This is a genomic window from Marinobacter halodurans, from assembly GCF_004327985.1.
GTDB lineage: Bacteria > Pseudomonadota > Gammaproteobacteria > Pseudomonadales > Oleiphilaceae > Marinobacter_A > Marinobacter_A halodurans.
This window is the reverse complement of sequence record NZ_SJDL01000006.1, coordinates 142,966-155,536: the sequence shown is the minus strand read 5'-3', so window position 1 is coordinate 155,536 and position 12,571 is coordinate 142,966. Positions and strand designations below refer to the sequence as shown.

At 63.7% G+C, this 12,571-nt stretch carries 11 protein-coding genes; 5 read left to right on the top strand and 6 right to left on the bottom strand.

Annotated elements, in window-relative coordinates; all coding sequences use genetic code 11:
* Positions 1-201 precede the first annotated feature (201 nt).
* Together EZI54_RS05785 and EZI54_RS05780 are read left to right on the top strand one after the other, a co-directional pair.
* The gene (locus EZI54_RS05785; RefSeq protein ID WP_131479964.1) at positions 202-1,047 is read left to right on the top strand and encodes a substrate-binding periplasmic protein; all 846 of its coding nucleotides are present in this window, start codon (positions 202-204) and stop codon (positions 1,045-1,047) included.
* A 46-nt stretch (positions 1,048-1,093) separates the two neighbouring features.
* Positions 1,094-1,657, top strand: a complete 564-nt coding sequence (locus EZI54_RS05780; protein ID WP_131479962.1) for a gamma-glutamylcyclotransferase — start codon at positions 1,094-1,096, stop codon at positions 1,655-1,657.
* A 41-nt stretch (positions 1,658-1,698) separates the two neighbouring features.
* On the opposite strand, the gene EZI54_RS05775 is transcribed toward EZI54_RS05780, so the two are convergent.
* Complete coding sequence (locus EZI54_RS05775; protein WP_165495685.1) at positions 1,699-2,154, bottom strand: DUF4124 domain-containing protein; 456 nt, start codon at positions 2,152-2,154, stop codon at positions 1,699-1,701.
* Positions 2,155-2,315: 161 nt separating this feature from the next.
* Here EZI54_RS05775 and djlA point away from each other — a divergent pair, with 161 nt between their 5' ends.
* Entirely contained in the window at positions 2,316-3,095 is a 780-nt protein-coding gene (gene djlA, locus EZI54_RS05770; RefSeq protein ID WP_131479958.1) for a co-chaperone DjlA, read from the top strand.
* Positions 3,096-3,128: 33 nt separating this feature from the next.
* Here the strand turns inward: djlA and EZI54_RS05765 are convergent, their stop codons facing one another.
* The 4 genes from EZI54_RS05765 to EZI54_RS05750 all read right to left on the bottom strand — a co-directional run bounded on the left by EZI54_RS05765 (position 3,129) and on the right by EZI54_RS05750 (position 5,704).
* On the bottom strand, positions 3,129-3,440 hold the full coding sequence (locus EZI54_RS05765) for an AzlD family protein (protein ID WP_131479956.1): 312 nt from the start codon (positions 3,438-3,440) through the stop codon (positions 3,129-3,131).
* Complete coding sequence (locus EZI54_RS05760) at positions 3,430-4,152, bottom strand: AzlC family ABC transporter permease (protein WP_131479954.1); 723 nt, start codon at positions 4,150-4,152, stop codon at positions 3,430-3,432. The genes EZI54_RS05765 and EZI54_RS05760 overlap by 11 nt, the downstream gene beginning before the upstream one ends.
* A 71-nt stretch (positions 4,153-4,223) precedes the next feature.
* Positions 4,224-5,102: an Nmad3 family putative nucleotide modification protein gene (locus EZI54_RS05755; RefSeq protein ID WP_131479952.1), complete on the bottom strand. Its 879-nt coding sequence runs from the start codon at positions 5,100-5,102 to the stop codon at positions 4,224-4,226.
* A complete protein-coding gene (locus EZI54_RS05750; RefSeq protein ID WP_131479950.1) occupies positions 5,099-5,704 on the bottom strand; it encodes a methyltransferase family protein in 606 nt (201 codons plus the stop codon). Before EZI54_RS05750 ends, EZI54_RS05755 begins: the two co-directional genes overlap by 4 nt.
* Positions 5,705-5,874: 170 nt before the next feature.
* On the opposite strand from EZI54_RS05750, the gene EZI54_RS05745 reads away from it, so the two are divergent.
* Both EZI54_RS05745 and EZI54_RS05740 read left to right on the top strand, forming a co-directional pair.
* Positions 5,875-7,341, top strand: coding sequence for an amidase (locus EZI54_RS05745; RefSeq protein ID WP_131479948.1), 1,467 nt, complete (start codon positions 5,875-5,877; stop codon positions 7,339-7,341).
* A gap of 199 nt (positions 7,342-7,540) precedes the next feature.
* A complete protein-coding gene (locus EZI54_RS05740) occupies positions 7,541-10,525 on the top strand; it encodes a DUF3857 domain-containing protein (protein ID WP_131479946.1) in 2,985 nt (994 codons plus the stop codon).
* 20 nt (positions 10,526-10,545) lie between these two features.
* Here the strand turns inward: EZI54_RS05740 and EZI54_RS05735 are convergent, their stop codons facing one another.
* Positions 10,546-12,408: a sensor domain-containing diguanylate cyclase gene (locus EZI54_RS05735; RefSeq protein WP_131479943.1), complete on the bottom strand. Its 1,863-nt coding sequence runs from the start codon at positions 12,406-12,408 to the stop codon at positions 10,546-10,548.
* Positions 12,409-12,571: the final 163 nt, after the last annotated feature.

Sequence of the window (12,571 nt, the reverse complement as noted above, 5' to 3'; positions counted from 1 at the left end):
AGGTTGCCGAATTCTGAGCATATACCTGCCGGACGGGCGCGGGAAGACAGCCGATCCATCTTTGTAAAAAGTTAAATGATGTAACGGTTGTATGCTGCCGGATGCCTTGCCGGTGAAGAGCTGCTATCGTCGGTGCCGGCGGCCTGCGCGGGCGCACTTGCCCCTGTGCAGATTCGATACGGCAAGGAAGCGACAAACGCCATGTTACACCCCGTTTTGCGATCGCATGTCCACCAGAAACTGATCGGCCCGGCCACTCTCCTGGTGATGCTCTGGAGCATCAGCCTCGAGGCTGAAACCGTCCGCCTGACCAACGGCGACTGGCCGCCCTATCTGTCGGAGAAGCCGCCGTACGGTTTCGTCAGCGACATCATCCGCCGCGCCTTCGCGGTTGAAGGTATTGACGTCGAATGGGGCTTCTTCCCCTGGTCGCGCTCCTACATCCTGGCCCGCGACGGTCACTGGGACGGCACGGCCGCCTGGTCCTGCTCGCCGGAGCGTGCCGCCAGCTTTTACTACAGCGCCCCCATCACACCCATCCGCTACGTGTTCTTCCACCGGGTCGATCGCGACTTTGACTGGCATCACGCCGATGACCTGCGAGGGCTGCGTGTGGGCCTGACCCAGGACTATTTCTATGGCGAGGTGATCGAGCAGGCCCGGGCCCAGGGCTGGATCGACGCCGACACCACCACCTCGGACCCGGTGAACTTTCGCAAGCTGCTGGCCGGCCGCATCGACCTGTTTCCCATCGACGCGCGCGCCGGACTCCGGATCCTGCAGCAGAACTTCACACCGGAGGAAGCCCGACAGATTACCTATCACCCCCGCGTGCTCCACGCGGCCTACCTGCACCTGCTGCTGACGCGGGCCCTACCCGCCAACCGCGGTCGCATGGCGGCTTTCAATGACGGCCTTCAGCACCTCCGCGCGGAGGGCCTGGCCGCCCTCCAGCCGGCCCTGGAGCCATTGCCCAGGCCGCTGGAAGAAAACACCGCTGAAGTTCCCCGGCATTGCCCGTTCAACGCCCCCCCCGGACAACCCTGACCGGCATGTTATAGTGATGTCTCCATTCCAGAACTGACATCGCTCCATGTCCGCCAATACCATTGAGATCAACCGCCAGCGGCATCGCTTCGACGGCCGTGAATCCGTCTGGCTGTTCGGCTATGGCTCGCTGATTTTCAAAGCCGATTTCCCCTACCTGGAACGCCGTCCCGCGGCTATCGAAGGCTGGGTGCGCCGCTTCTGGCAGGGTTCCCATGATCATCGCGGAACGCTGGAATCGCCGGGCCGGGTGGTGACCCTGATCGAACAGCCCGGCGCCACCTGCCGTGGCATGGCCTATCGGATTTCGCCGGATGTGTTCGACCATCTCGATGTGCGGGAGAAAAACGGCTACCTGCGCTTCACCACGCCGCTGTATTTCGAGAATGGCGAGCAGGCCGAGGGACTGGTGTATATCGCCACGCCCGACAACACGGCTTTTCTGGGACCGGCCCATGAACGCGACATTGCCCGCCAGATCGCCGGCGCCCACGGCCCCAGCGGCCCCAACGACGAATACCTGCTGCGCCTGGCGGAGGCCCTGCGGGAACTGGCAGACGACGATGCCCATGTTTTCGGCATCGAACGTTACCTGCAACATCCGGAATAAGCGGGCTGTCGGCACCTCACCGCATCATCGAGAAGCCCCGATCAGCGGTCCCCGCAATGCTCTTCGTAGGACTGCCGGTAGTTCCGGCGCAGGCGGTCGCCCTCTTCGCCGCTCAGGAAGACCGTCTCGCCCTGGTCGTTGAGGCGGTAAAAGCGGTTGATGGTTTTCATGTGGCGGAGTTCGGCGAGCATTCTGCGACAGGCTTCATCGCGTTTCTCACTGGCGGCCTCGCGCTTGGCCGCCGCCTGCTCCTCGGCCCTCCGCTCGTCCTGGCGCCGGCGGAAGAACTCGTCGAGCTCCCGGATCCGGGCGGCGCTGTCCTCCCCGGCACCGTTCAGGCGCCGGGGCGACTCGATCTGCCTTTCACGGGCGTCGGCGTTGGCGGGCGGCCGGTCGCCAAAATGGACCTGCCCCTGGGCGTCCGTCCACTGGTACACTTCCGCATGCAGTGGGAGCACGGCCAGTGCCAGCAGGGAGAGGGTCATGAGCTTGCGCATGATCATCATCCTTGAAATGGCCAACACCGGGCCAATATAAGGGCATTCCATTCCGGAATGGCCGGCCACGTGTCAGCCGTCGTTGAACAACCTCTGCGTCTTGCTGCAGATCAATGTATCGTAACGCCCGGCATGGCAAAAAACACGATAGGATTCAGTGCATGTTTTTAGCAATCTTCTTCGGGGCCCTGATCGGCTACCAGATTGGCCGCCTGCCGGGCCTGATCGTTGGTGCCGTCGCCGGCTACTTCATCAGTAATGCCCTGCGCAACAAGCTGCGCTCCGGCATTTTCAACATCCAGTCCCAGTTCCTGGAAAGCACATTCGCCGTTATGGGCGCCCTATGCAAGGCCGACGGCGTCGTCACCGAGGACGAGATCCAGGTGGCGGAGACCCTCTTCAACCGCCTGCACCTCTCCGGCGAGCAACGGGAATCCGCCAAGGTCGCCTTCCGTCGGGGCAAGGAAGCGGATTTCGACCTGGATGCGGAGCTGGAACAACTGCTGCGCGTGACCCGTGGCAACCAGGCCTTGCTGCAGATGTTCCTGCAGGTCCAGGTGTCGGCCGTGGCCGCCGATGGCGCCATCCATCCGGCCGAGCACGAAATGCTGCTGCGCATCGCCCGCAAGCTGGGCCTGCCGGAATCCCAGATCGACCAGCTCGAAGCGATGATGCGCGGCGCCTACAGTGGTGCCGGCAGCTCGGCGGGCGCCGGTCCTTCCAGCGGCCGGAAGCTGGCCGATGCCTATAAGGTGTTGGGGGTATCCGAAGACGCCAGCGATGCCGAGGTGAAACGCGCCTATCGCAAGCTGATGAGCGAGAACCACCCGGACAAGCTGGCCGGACGCGGCCTGCCTGAGAGCATGCGGGAGATGGCCGAAGAGAAGACCCGGGAGATCAGCAACGCCTACGACGTCATCAAGGCAGCCCGGGCGGCCTGACAGCACCTCCCCCTCCCCGGCCCGCCCGGAGCCTCAGAAGAAATAGCGGGCCGCGGCCGCCGCCGCGATCCCCGCAGCGATCGAGGGCAGCGGCTTGTGCAGCACCAGCATCAGTACCGCCGTTGTTCCCAGCGCGGCCCGTGCGCCAATATCGCCGGTGATGGCCATGGGCGTGAGGATGGCGATCAGCACCGAGCTGGCCATGGTGTTGATGAAGCTCTCGATGCGCGGGTTGATGGTCACGTAGGACATCAGGAAAGGCCCGCCCCAACGGGTCGCCAGCGTCACCAAGGCCATAATGGCGATGATGGCAAGGATGCCCTGCGACGAGGTTTCAATGCTCATCGGTCTTGCGCTCCAACCAGAAAAAGCCCACCACGCCACCGGCCAGCGCGCCCACGACCACATGCGTATGCGGCGGTAACCACCAGTAGGCCGCCATCGCAGCCACAGCGGCCACGATCCAGGCCAGCAGGACCCGTGGGTTCTTGCGTCCACCCAGCGCCATGGCCAGCAGGAAGCAGCCCAGCACCATGTCCAGACCGAACTGCTCCGGATGGGCCAGCATGCCGCCGAAATAGACCCCCAGTAACGTGCCGATCAGCCAGGCCAGCCACAACACCATGCCACCACCGAGGATGACCTCCAGGTTGCGGCGGCCATTCTGGTAGTCCTGCGCGGAAATCGCCCAGTTGGCGTCGGTCAGCACCAGCAGGAGTCCGTAGCGCCGGGGCGTTGGCATGTCACGGAGCATGGGATAGAGCGAAGCGCCCATCAGGATGTGGCGGGAGTTGATGGCAAAGGTGATGGCCATCAGCGGCAACAGCGCCACCTGATCGCCCCAGAGCTCGAGGGCGGCAAACTGGGAGGCGCCGGCAAACACCAGCGCGCTCATCAGCGTGGCTTCCAGCGGCAGAATGCCTTTCTGGACGGCAGCCAGGCCAAACGCGGTGCCGAAGGCCACCACAAACAGGGATATGGGCAACAGACGCAGGAACTCCCCACGTACCCGTGCCGGATCCAGTCGGTAAACCACTGAGGGCGATGAACTATTCATCAATGCAAGCTAATGAAACCTGTGTAGCGAACGTATAGGTACTTACCGAAGCCGCCGCACGGCGGGAAGCCTCAGCGGCAGGACGCGCCGGCATTCGAATGGATAATACAGCGGATCCAGGGAAGTGCTTCGGGGTAGTGCGCCGTATCCAGCACGAACTCCTGGCCCCGGGCCACGGCCTGGAGCACCACACGATGGGTCTCGCGCTGCCAGCGCTCGAGCTTGGCATGATAGGTCAACGGCACCTGCCCATCCCGCGGGTGGAACCAGCGTGGCAGCACCCAGATGCCCGGCCGGGTAGCCCGGCGGTCGGTCAGCTGCAGCGACGCCCGGTGCCGTTCAAACCAGCCGGCGCCGGGCAGCACTGGCGGGTCGTCGTCCAGCGTCAGGGCATCCGATGCCAGGTACAGGGTATTGACCGGATCGTCCTGCCACCGGAAATGCGGATGGTAACGGGCCCAGGTCAGCTGATCGCCGGCCAGCGTATCCACCGCGTGCATGGCCCCGACCTGCAGCCATCCCCAGATGACGTGCCGGGCGGGCTCGGTCGGATCGAACCGCCAGCCACCGTCCGCTTCGATGACCGGTCGGAACAGCCCGAAGAAGACAAACAGGTCGCCCTCCGCAACGCCCTGGTTCCTGAGGTGACCCTGGGCTGCGCCACTCTGGCCGAAAAGCGGCCGCCAGCCACTCTGGCGCGGCAATGCCCCGGCGTTGAGGTCCGGATCGATGTGGGCGCCGCTGGCTGCCGACAACCGCTGCCGGGTGAGCTGGTCGACGGCCTCTCCCAACGACAGTCCGTGATGGACGATATCGCCGAAAGACACGGTCGACCGCGCATCCGGAATGGGTAACGACAACAATCGGCCGTCGGGCAGGATGGGGCTGGGACAGCCGCCGGAACTGGAATCGAACCCCTTGCGGCTGAAGATGATGCGCCGCGGGATCATAGCCAGCGCGGCACCCGGGCCTGGTACTCGCGGTAGGCATCGCCGTAGAGCCGGGCCAGCGCCTGTTCCTCGGCCCTGGCCTGACGGACGATCACGACAACCCCTACCATCAGGCAGACCAGCGAGAACACGCTGGGCAGCGCCAGGAAGAACCCCACCTGCCCCAGCATGATGGCCATGAACAGTGGATTGCGGCTGCGCCGGAATGGCCCGCTGGCCAGCAGATGCCCGTGACGCTGGCTGTCGATGCCCGAGCGCCAGTCCTCATGCATGTACGCCTGCACGTAATCGATCAACGAGAACGAGGCCAGTAACAGCACCGCGCCGCTCGCCAGGACGAACGGCTCGAAGAGCGCGGGAAAGACACCGAGCCAGGGATCGATATCGACAAAGATCCGTGCCACGCAGACGACCAGGATCGCCGCCCGGAAAACATTGAAGATGTGCCGGTGCCACCAGGTCCTGCTGCCCCGCGCCCCATAGTTGATGTGGGAAAACCGCATGCGCTCGAACAGCCCCAGGCTGCGGCTCGTGTAGTGCAGTCCGATCATGAGGAAATAGATCCCCAGGAAGTGTTTTACCAGCAACTCGATCGAACTCATCCCGGACGTTTCTCCCACTGACAACGCATGATCTGGACTGACGGAATAGGAGCTTAGCGAGAAACGCGCCGGCCTGAAACCGGAATCCCCCGCGCTGTTTCCCAATATGACATTCAGCCACCTTCGGGGATCGGCTAGAGTTCGACATACACATCATCACGGGACCGAACATGACTGCCCAGGAACGCCCCACGCCGATCCATGCCTTCACCGACGACGCCCTCGGCAAGCACGACGCAACCGCCCTGGCCGCCCTGATCCGCCGGGGCGACATCAGTGCCCGTGAAGCGGTGAATGCCGCCATCCAGAGGGCCCAGGCGGTGGAGCCCCAACTGCATGGCATCGCGACTCCCGACTACGAAAACGCGCGGCGGCAGGCAGCCTGTACCGGAAACGGGGTGTTTGCCGGCGTCCCCACGCTGATCAAGGACAATACGGACGTCCGCGGACTGCCCACCGGACACGGCTCCCTGGCCGTGCGTTCGGGGCCGGCGTCACACACCAATGCGTTTGCGCAACAGTTCCTGGCACAGGGCCTGATCAGCATCGGCAAGAGCACCCTGCCGGAGTTCGGCTTCAATGCATCCACCGAACCGGCCCATACCGAGGCCACGCGTAATCCCTGGAACCCGGCCTATTCCAGTGGCGCCTCCAGCGGTGGGTCGGCGGCCCTGGTGGCTGCGGGCGTCGTGCCCATCGCCCACGCCAACGACGGCGGCGGCTCAATCCGCATTCCGGCGGCCTGCTGCGGGCTGGTAGGGCTGAAGCCCACCCGTGGCCGACTGGTCGACGGCGAGGCGGCGCGGGCGTTGCCGATCAATATCATCGGCGAAGGCGTGGTCACCCGCACGGTCCGGGACACGGCGAATTTCCTGGCCGGCGCCGAGCGCTACCACCAGAACAGACGGTTACCGCCCGTTGGTGAGGTGCTGGGTCCGGGGAAGCGGCGCCTGCGCATCGGCCTGGTGCTGGATTCCGTCACCGGTGAGGCCACCGACCCGCAAACCCGTCAGGCCGTCGAAGCAACGGCCCGTCTGCTCGCCGGACAGGGCCACGCGGTCATGCCGGTCGACGTTCCGGTGGCCGCCAGCTTCGCCGATGACTTCGCCCATTACTGGTCCAGCCTGGCGTTCCTGATGACCCGCTTCGGCCATCGCATCCTGGACCGGAATTTCCAGCCGGAACACGTCGATGGCCTGACCCGCGGCCTGGCGGACCGCTTCCGCCGCCAGCTGCATCGCGCGCCCGGAGTGCTCTGGCGGTTGTATCGCAGCCGGAAGCAGTACGCCGAGGGACTCGAGAGGATGGGCGTGGATGTGGTGCTGTCGCCGGCGCTGGCCCACACCACGCCCAAGCTGGGCTATCTCAGCCCGGACCAGCCATTCGAGACATTGTTTGCGCGCCTGCGCCGCTACGTCGCTTTCACGCCCCTTGCCAACGCCAGCGGGGCACCGGCGATCAGCCTGCCTGGCGGCCGTACCGCCGACAACCTGCCGATTGCCGTTCACCTGTCCGCCCGGCACGGCGGCGAACGCGACCTGCTGGAACTGGCCTTTGAGCTGGAGGCGGTGGCACCCTGGCCATCTCTGGCGACGGCGGAATCGCCTATCCGGTCACAGCTCGACAAACCGGCCTGAACACGGCGCCTCAAGCGTCCGGAAGCCGTGCTACTATGGAGAGGGCACTCGCCCGCTCCCCGGCTGCCCTGCCTATACAGCACCGCGGCCCCGGAGCCGGCGCGCTGCCGCACTGACGTCGTCGGCAGAGTCCGGGCGCTCGCCATTCCGCTCCGCCCTTCTCCTGCCAGGTCCGCTGTCCACAAAAGGTTACCAAGGAATGAATCCCCGATCCCGCTTGCAGGACGCAAGTGCCTTCCCCCTTACCCTACTGCTCGTCCTGATCCTGGGACTGTCTGCATCGACAGCCGGAGCCGCGGAAGTGCCCACCGGACCGGTACCGGACTGGGTTACTCCGATAGACATCCCTGTCGTGGAATCCGACGGTCATGAAGGGTCCGGCAGCACCGACGTCCTGCTTTTCGACGAGCAGCTGAACCTGACAGGTGATACGCCACGACAGTTCTTTCACCTTGCCAATCACATCCGCAACGCCGAAGGGTTGCAGGACAACAGTTCCCTGTCCGTCACCTACGACCCGGATTACGAATCCATCGTGATCCACCGCATCCGCATCCATCGCGACGGGCGTGTCATCGACCGGCTGCCCACGGCCGACTTCCAGATCTACCAGCGGGAATCCAACCTGGAACGCCAGCTCTATAACGGTAACCTCACCGCGCACACGGTGCTGGATGACCTGCGCGTGGGCGATACGGTGGAGTACAGCTATTCCGTCATCGGCAACAATCCCGTTTTCGACGGACGCTACTCGGCGTTCCTGCCCCTGCAGTGGAGCGTTTCCCTGGCCCGACACTCACTGCGCATCCTCGTGCCGGAAACCCAGCCACTGACACTGCAGGCACGCCCCGGTCGGGCCGACTTCGAGCAGACCCGCCAGGATGGCATCATCGAATACCGCCGGCAGCGGGACAATGTGCCGGGCCAGAACGTCGACAGCGAAGCCCCAGGCTGGTACGTCGACAAGCCCACCGTCACACTCAGCGAATTCAGCGGCTGGCCGACGATCCATCAATGGGCATCAAGGCTGTTCCGCATCCCCGACCATCCGGCGCCTTCCGTGCGGGCCCTGGCGGACGACATCCGCGCCAGGACCCAAACACCGGAACAACGTCTGACCGCCGCGCTGTCGTTCGTGCAACAGGACATCCGCTACGTGGGGATTGAGCTGGGTGCCGGGTCGCACCAGCCGTCAGAGCCATCGCAGACGCTGAAGCGCCGGTTCGGGGACTGCAAGGACAAGACCCTGCTGCTCAACACGCTGCTTCAACAACTGGACATCCCGGCGAACGCCGTGCTGGTCAACACCAGCCTGCGCCAGACCATCGTTGACGAACCCGCCAGCCCGCTACTGTTCGACCACGTCATCACGCGGGCGCAGCTCAACGGCCGATCGTACTGGTTGGACGCCACCGACACGCACCAGCGCGGGGCCCTCGAGTTCCGTACGCCGGCTGTGTTTGGCGCCGGCCTGATCCTCGGTGACGGACCGGATACCCCCCAAGTCATCCGACCTGTCATCCCGGACTCCGCATTCCCCAGCCAGACCGTCACTCAGCGGGTCCTGCTGCCGGAGGACGCCTCGCAAGCCGGGGAACTGATCATCATGACCGAGTTTCGGGGCAGCGAGGCCAGCTACATCCGCGGCCGCATTGCCCGCTCGGGGGAGCAGTTCCACAGCGATTACCTGGACTACTACGAGTCGCTGTATCCAGGCGTTAAAACGTACAGCCCTGCCACCTACCACGACTATCCGGAAGAAAACCGGATGGTCATCGAGGAGCATTACGAGGTTCCGTCACTCTGGGAAAAGGATGAAGACGCCAGTCGCCGGGTGGCGTGGCTCGATGGCGATCAGCTCAGCAACTTCCTCAGCGCACCGGCGACCCGCCATCGCACCGCGCCCTACGCGCTGTTTGATCCCATCCGCCTGCGCCAGGACATCAAGGTGGACCTGGGCAGTCAGTGGATGCTGCCGGAAGAACACCAGCGTGTGGACAGCGATTACTTCGACTACCAGCGGGACGTCACCTACACCGGCGGCGTGCTAACGGTCAGTCATCGATTCCGCTCGCAGGCCGATCATGTCCCCGCGACCGACACCGAAGCCTTCATGGCCGACCTGCAGCAGGTGAACGACCTGCGTTACTACGGGCTGCAGGAAACCCTCGACGGCCCCGGCCCGGACGCACCCATCTCACCCTATGGCATCGGCGTGATCGTGGTATCGCTCGTGCTGTTGTTGCTGGTGATCAGCGTGGTGGATTACCTGCGGGACCGCCGCCACGAGAAAACCCTCGACGGCGGCGCCTACTACCCGGTGTCCGTTCCCAAACTCATCCTGCTGAACATCATGTCCCTGGGCCTGTATTCGCTGTTCTGGGGTTACCGGAACTGGGCCTACATCCGGGATCGGGACCAGCGGCCGCTGTGGGCCCCGGTGCGCGCGTTTTTCCTGGGCTTTACACTGTACGGACTGTACGCCGACGCCCGCCGCCAGACCCTGCCGGAAGCGTCACTGCGCTGGCCTACCGCGGCGCTTGCAGTGCCGGCTGTGGCGTATTTTGTCCTGGGCACCCTGACCTCCAGCTCCGTCATATGGGTCTGTTACGGCGCCCTGATCCTGGCCAGCCTTTGCCTGCTGCCGCTGCAGCGTTTCTACAACCAGCTCAACGGGGACAACGACCGCTTCCGCTTCAATTCCCGCTGGCGAGTACGGCATGGGATCCTGGCGCTGTTCTTCGCGGTGATCTTCGCCTTTGAACTGGGCACCACCCTCTACCTGGTGCCGCCCAGTCACGTCATGGCCGGCGACAAGGTTCCCACGAAAGTGCGCCTGTTTCTGGATCGCGAACATCTGCTGACACCCCGCGAAACGCTCATCCAGTTCTATGCGAGCGGTTTCCTGGATTACACGGCCGAGGGCAACGGCCTGACCAGCCAGGGTGTGTTTGCTTACTGGCACGATACCGCATCACGCCTGCAGACCGAGAAGGTCGGGTTCGACGAGATCGCCGATCTCAAGGTGACGCCTGGCAGCCTGAACTCGCCCACACTGGTACAGATCACCCGCACCGACGGGAGCTACTTTACGCTGTTGCTGAGCACGGAAGACAAGGGAGACCAGCGTTTCTCCGATGCCCTGAAGTCACGCTGGCAGGCGCGGGATCAGACGTCCCTGTAGGAGGGGCGCGACGGTCGGCATCACACCGGGTTCAGGGCCGCTTCCTCGTCGGGCCGGAAGACTGACACGCGGTTGCGACCGGCGCCCTTGGCCTCATAGAGTGCCTGGTCGGCACGGGTGAAGATCTGCTTGGTGGCATCGGCCTGGCCAGGGATCAGGGAGCAGACGCCGATGCTTACCGTCAGGCGCAGGATCTCGTCCGACACGCGGAAATCGGTGGCGGCGATGTCCTGGCGGATCTTTTCCGCCACGCGCACGGCGCCCTCCTCCGGAGTGTCCGGCAGCAGGACGACGAACTCCTCGCCGCCATAGCGCGCCGCCAGATCCTGCGGGCGGGTCACGAACTGGCGGATACCCTGGGTGACCATCTGCAGGCAATCGTCCCCCACCAAGTGGCCGTACTTGTCGTTGAACTGCTTGAAGTGGTCGATATCCACCACCAACAGCGAGAGGGGTTGGCCAAACCGATAGGCTTTGACACAGGCCGACTGGAAGGCCCGGTCGAAGTGTCCCCGGTTCTTGAGTCCGGTCAACGCGTCGGTGGCGCTCAGTTCCATCAGTCGTTCGTTGAGGTTCTCCAGGTCCCGGGTACGCTCCTGTACCCGCTCTTCCAGCAACGCGTTGGCTTCCTGCTGGATCTGCAGGCTCTTCTCCTGCGCCAGTCGGGCCTTACGCTCTTCCCGATACAGTTTCTGCTGGGCCTCGAAGTTACGCTTCTTTTCCTTGTTGAGACGATCCGCCAGGGCAATGGACAGCAGGATCACCCCCAGCGCCGATCCGACCTGGGTGGCATTCTCCGTAAACAGGTTCTGCGGCAGCACGGTGAACTTGTTCAGCGCCAGCACCACGCCGCCAAACAGCATGAAGAACCAGGCCACCCCGAAGTAACGGGCCGCGGGATCCTGCTTCAGCCAGCGGACCAGGCCCAGCACCACCATACCGGTGCAGCCGATCGCAGCCAGTATGATCGTCGGGTGAATCATGTATCGGTACGGCACCACCAGGGCCGCCAGGGCAAACACGGCGGACAGCGCCGCGACGATGATCGTCGCCCAGGCCAGCACCGGATGGGTCCGCGGCAGCACCGACAGGAAGCGCATGGCAAAGATGCCGCCAAACGTCACTGTCAGGTTGAGGAAAAAGATGATGGCCTGGTCGTTCCACCAAGTCGCTTCCGGCCAGAGGTACTGGAAGGCCATACCGTGCAGGCTCGCCAGGAACAGCGGCATCGCGGTGATGTAGCCCACGTAGTAGAGGAAGCTGCGTTCGCCCACCGCCAGGAACACGAACAGGTTGTACAGGATCATCACCAGCACGATGCCGTAGTAGGCCCCCTCCAGCAGCAACCGCGGCTGTTCCGAGGCAAAGAACGCCTCCTGGGTCCAGAAGGTCATGGGCAACTGCATCGAACTGGTGGTCTGCACCCGCAGGTACAGGGTGGTGTCCCCCTGCGACGGCACCTCGACCGGGACCAGGAAGTTGCGGTAATGAACGGGCCGAGCGTAGAACGGCTGTTTGTCCCCTAACGACCACGACGTTCTCACCACTTCGTCGACAACCTGGTAAATCTCGATGTTGTCGAGTACCGGATAGGCAATCTCGAGCAGATTATCCACGCGCGTCAGTTGTGGATTCTCGATGCTCAGCCGGAACCAGTAGGCCTGGTCCTGATAGCCCAGGTTGATGTCTTCGCCGGTGTTGCGGGTCCAGTCGGCGGCGTCCAGCTTCAGCACCTGCTGCAACGACACTTCACCATTGCCCTCCGCCCAGTAACTCACGTGGGAGGCCAGGTCCTCCTTCTGGGTAAAGGGCGAGAGAATCAGTGGATCCGCAACAGCGGTACCGGTGACAAGGAGTGCTGTCAGTAAAAACCAACGAACCATAGATCGCCTGTATCGTTCTTGTTATGGGGCTTATTACAGGCTTAGTATGAAACAGTTGATATACCGGAATAGGTCATTTTTGTAATAAGTTGTTTTATTGGACGACAGAAACGTCGACCAAACCACAAAATGTCCGATTTCCAAACGGACATCCCGACGCGTT